The sequence below is a fragment of the Actinomadura sp. KC216 genome, assembly GCF_004348535.1.
Taxonomy (GTDB): domain Bacteria; phylum Actinomycetota; class Actinomycetes; order Streptosporangiales; family Streptosporangiaceae; genus Spirillospora.
This window is the reverse complement of sequence record NZ_SMJX01000549.1, coordinates 1-2,772: the sequence shown is the minus strand read 5'-3', so window position 1 is coordinate 2,772 and position 2,772 is coordinate 1. Positions and strand designations below refer to the sequence as shown.

The 2,772-nt window shown below is 72.0% G+C and carries 2 protein-coding genes; both read left to right on the top strand.

Going from position 1 to position 2,772, the window contains the following annotated elements:
* Positions 1-51 precede the first annotated feature (51 nt).
* Entirely contained in the window at positions 52-1,431 is a 1,380-nt protein-coding gene (locus tag E1264_RS41775; RefSeq protein WP_243711503.1) for an ATP-binding cassette domain-containing protein, read from the top strand.
* On the top strand, positions 1,428-2,306 hold the full coding sequence (locus E1264_RS41770; protein WP_132182989.1) for an ABC transporter permease subunit: 879 nt from the start codon (positions 1,428-1,430) through the stop codon (positions 2,304-2,306). Before E1264_RS41775 ends, E1264_RS41770 begins: the two co-directional genes overlap by 4 nt.
* The last annotated feature ends 466 nt before the right edge of the window (positions 2,307-2,772 follow it).

Sequence of the window (2,772 nt, the reverse complement as noted above, 5' to 3'; positions counted from 1 at the left end):
GTCGTGGACGAGGCGTCGACGCGGACGTACCCGGGTCTTTCCCATGAGCCTGTGCATCTGCCGCTGAGTGGCGGCGGTCGCGGTGGCGGCGGCGAGCAGACGATCTACAACCCGGCGGGCGGGTCACCCGCGGCGATCTCCGCGGTGCCGGGCCTCGGGGCGCTCGGCTCGCTCGGCTCCGACGGTGCGTTCGGCTCGGCCGGTGCGCTGGGCCGCCAGGTGCCGGGCGAGCGGCCGGGGCAGTTCGCCGTGTTCGAGACGCCTCCGCTGGAGCGGGCCGTCCGGCTGACGGGGGCGGCCAGTGTCCGGCTCCGCGTGGACGGGGACGGGCCGCTGTTCGCGAAGCTGTACGACGTCGCGCCCGGCAGCGGCGGCGGTTCGGCGACGCTGGCGCGGCGGCTGGCCGCGCCGTTCCGGGTGTCGCCCGGACGGGACGTGACCGTCGCGCTTCCGGCGATGGACTACCGCTTCGACCGCGGCCACCGGCTCCGGCTCGTCATCGCGACCACCGACCTGGGTTTCGCGACACCGGCGAAACCCGCGTCGTACAAGGTGCGGGTGGTGTCACCGCTGGCGGTCCCGACCGTCCCGGCGCTGACGACCGCGCCGACGCCCCTCCCGGCGTGGGTGTGGGCTCTCCCGGTCGCCGCCATCACTCTCGCTCTGCTGATCCTCATTCCTGGACGACGTCGCCCCGGCCCTGAGCGGGACAGCGACGTCCCGCTGGAGATAACCGGCCTGACGAAGGCGTACAAGAACGGCCATCTGGCCGTCGCCGACCTGTCGTTCCGGGTGGAGAAGGGCCACGTGCTGGGGCTGCTCGGCCCGAACGGCGCAGGAAAGACGACGACCCTGCGCATGTTGATGGGCCTCATCCATCCCGACTCTGGCGAGATGCGCATCTTCGGTCACCGCGTCTACCCCGGCGCTCCCGTCCTGGCGCGGCTGGGTTCGTTCGTCGAGGGGCCTGGGTTCCTCCCACACCTCACCGGGCGCGACAACCTCGACCTCTACTGGCGCGCCACCGGTCGTCCCCTGAACGAAGCCCACCTGGACGAGGCGTTGCAGATAGCCGACCTGGGGTCTGCGCTAGACCGTCCCGTCCGGACGTACTCGCAGGGCATGCGGCAACGCCTCGCCATAGCGCAGGCCATGCTCGGGCTACCGGACCTCCTCGTCCTTGACGAGCCGACCAACGGCCTGGACCCGCCGCAGATCCGCGAGATGCGGGAGGTGCTCGTCCGGTACGCCGCGGCCGGGCGGACGGTCATCGTCTCCAGCCACCTGCTCGCCGAGGTCGAGCAGACCTGCACGCACGCGGTCGTCATGGCGGGCGGGCGGCGCGTCGCCGCGGGCCCGGTCGCGGAGATCACCGGCTCCGGCCGCCGCCTGGAGGACGCCTTCCTGGAGATCATCGGAGAGACCTCGTGACCGCGCACGCAAGCCCGCCCGAAACCGGAACCGTCCTCGTCCCGGCGACCGCGTACGACGTCCGGCGGACGCTTCCGCTGCGGGTGGAGGCGGTCCGCCAGTTCCGGCGCCGCCGGACGCTGGTCGCGTTCGGGATCCTGCTCGTCCTGCCGTGGGTGCTGGTCGCCGCGTTCAAGGTCGGCGGCGACCCCGACCGGGGCGGCGTGCCCGGCCTGGTCGACGTCGCCACGTCCGGCGCCCTGAACTTCGCCCTGTTCACGCTGTTCGTCTCGACCGGGTTCCTGCTCGTCGTCGCGGTGGCCCTCTTCTGCGGCGACACGGTCGCGAGCGAGGCGGGCTGGTCGTCGCTGCGCTACCTGCTCGCCGCGCCCGTGCCGCGCGGCCGCCTGCTGCGCCAGAAGCTGATCGTCGCGCTGTCGTACGCGGTCGTCGCGGTGGTGAGCCTGCCGCTGATGTCGCTGCTCGCCGGGACCGTCGGGTTCGGCTGGGGCGACGTCGAGCTCCCGACCGGCGGCACCGTCCCCGTGAGCACCGCGCTCGGCCGGATGGCGATCATCGTCGGCTACGCGCTCGTCGCGCAGCTCGTCGTCGCGGCGCTGGCGTTCCTGCTCTCGGTCACCACCGACTCGCCGCTCGGCGCGGTCGGCGGCGCGGTCGGGCTCGTGATCGTCAGCAACATCCTGGACGCCGTCACCGCGCTCGGCGCCTGGCGCGACCTCCTCCCGACGCACTGGATGTACGCGTGGATGGACGCCCTCCAGCCCGAGATCGCCTGGACGGGCATGGCCAAGGGCGCTGCCGTCTCGATCGCCTATGCCGCCGTTCTTTTCGCGCTCGCGTTCCGGCGCTTCCGCAGCCGCGACATCGTGTCCTGACCTGGACTTGATGGCCGTCCGGACACACTCCGCAACGCCCGCCCGACCGAAAATCGGTCGAACGGGCAGAGGTTGTCGCATAAGCTCGGCGAACCTCGCGCAGGGTGAAGGCGTCCTACTTAGAGCAGCGCGACATCGGCTCGATCGCCGGGTTAGATCCAGCCCGGCGGGGGGAGATGATCAACATGGCACGGCAGCAGCTCATCAAACGCCCCAGGCCCCCACGTCAACCGAGCCAGCCCGACCTGCGGACCCCATCGGGCCGCCTCCTGCCGTACTGACCGCTTTCGCCGCAGGGCCTTCCCGCACCCGGGAAGGCCCTGCGGCGTATTACGAGCGCCTATTCGGGACGGACGCCGTGCTGCGTCCAGGCGACGAGCCGGTCGAACGCGGTCAGGAAATCGGACTGCATCGGCCGGACGACCGTGGGACACGCGCCGCTCAGCCCGTCGAAGTGGGTACCGCC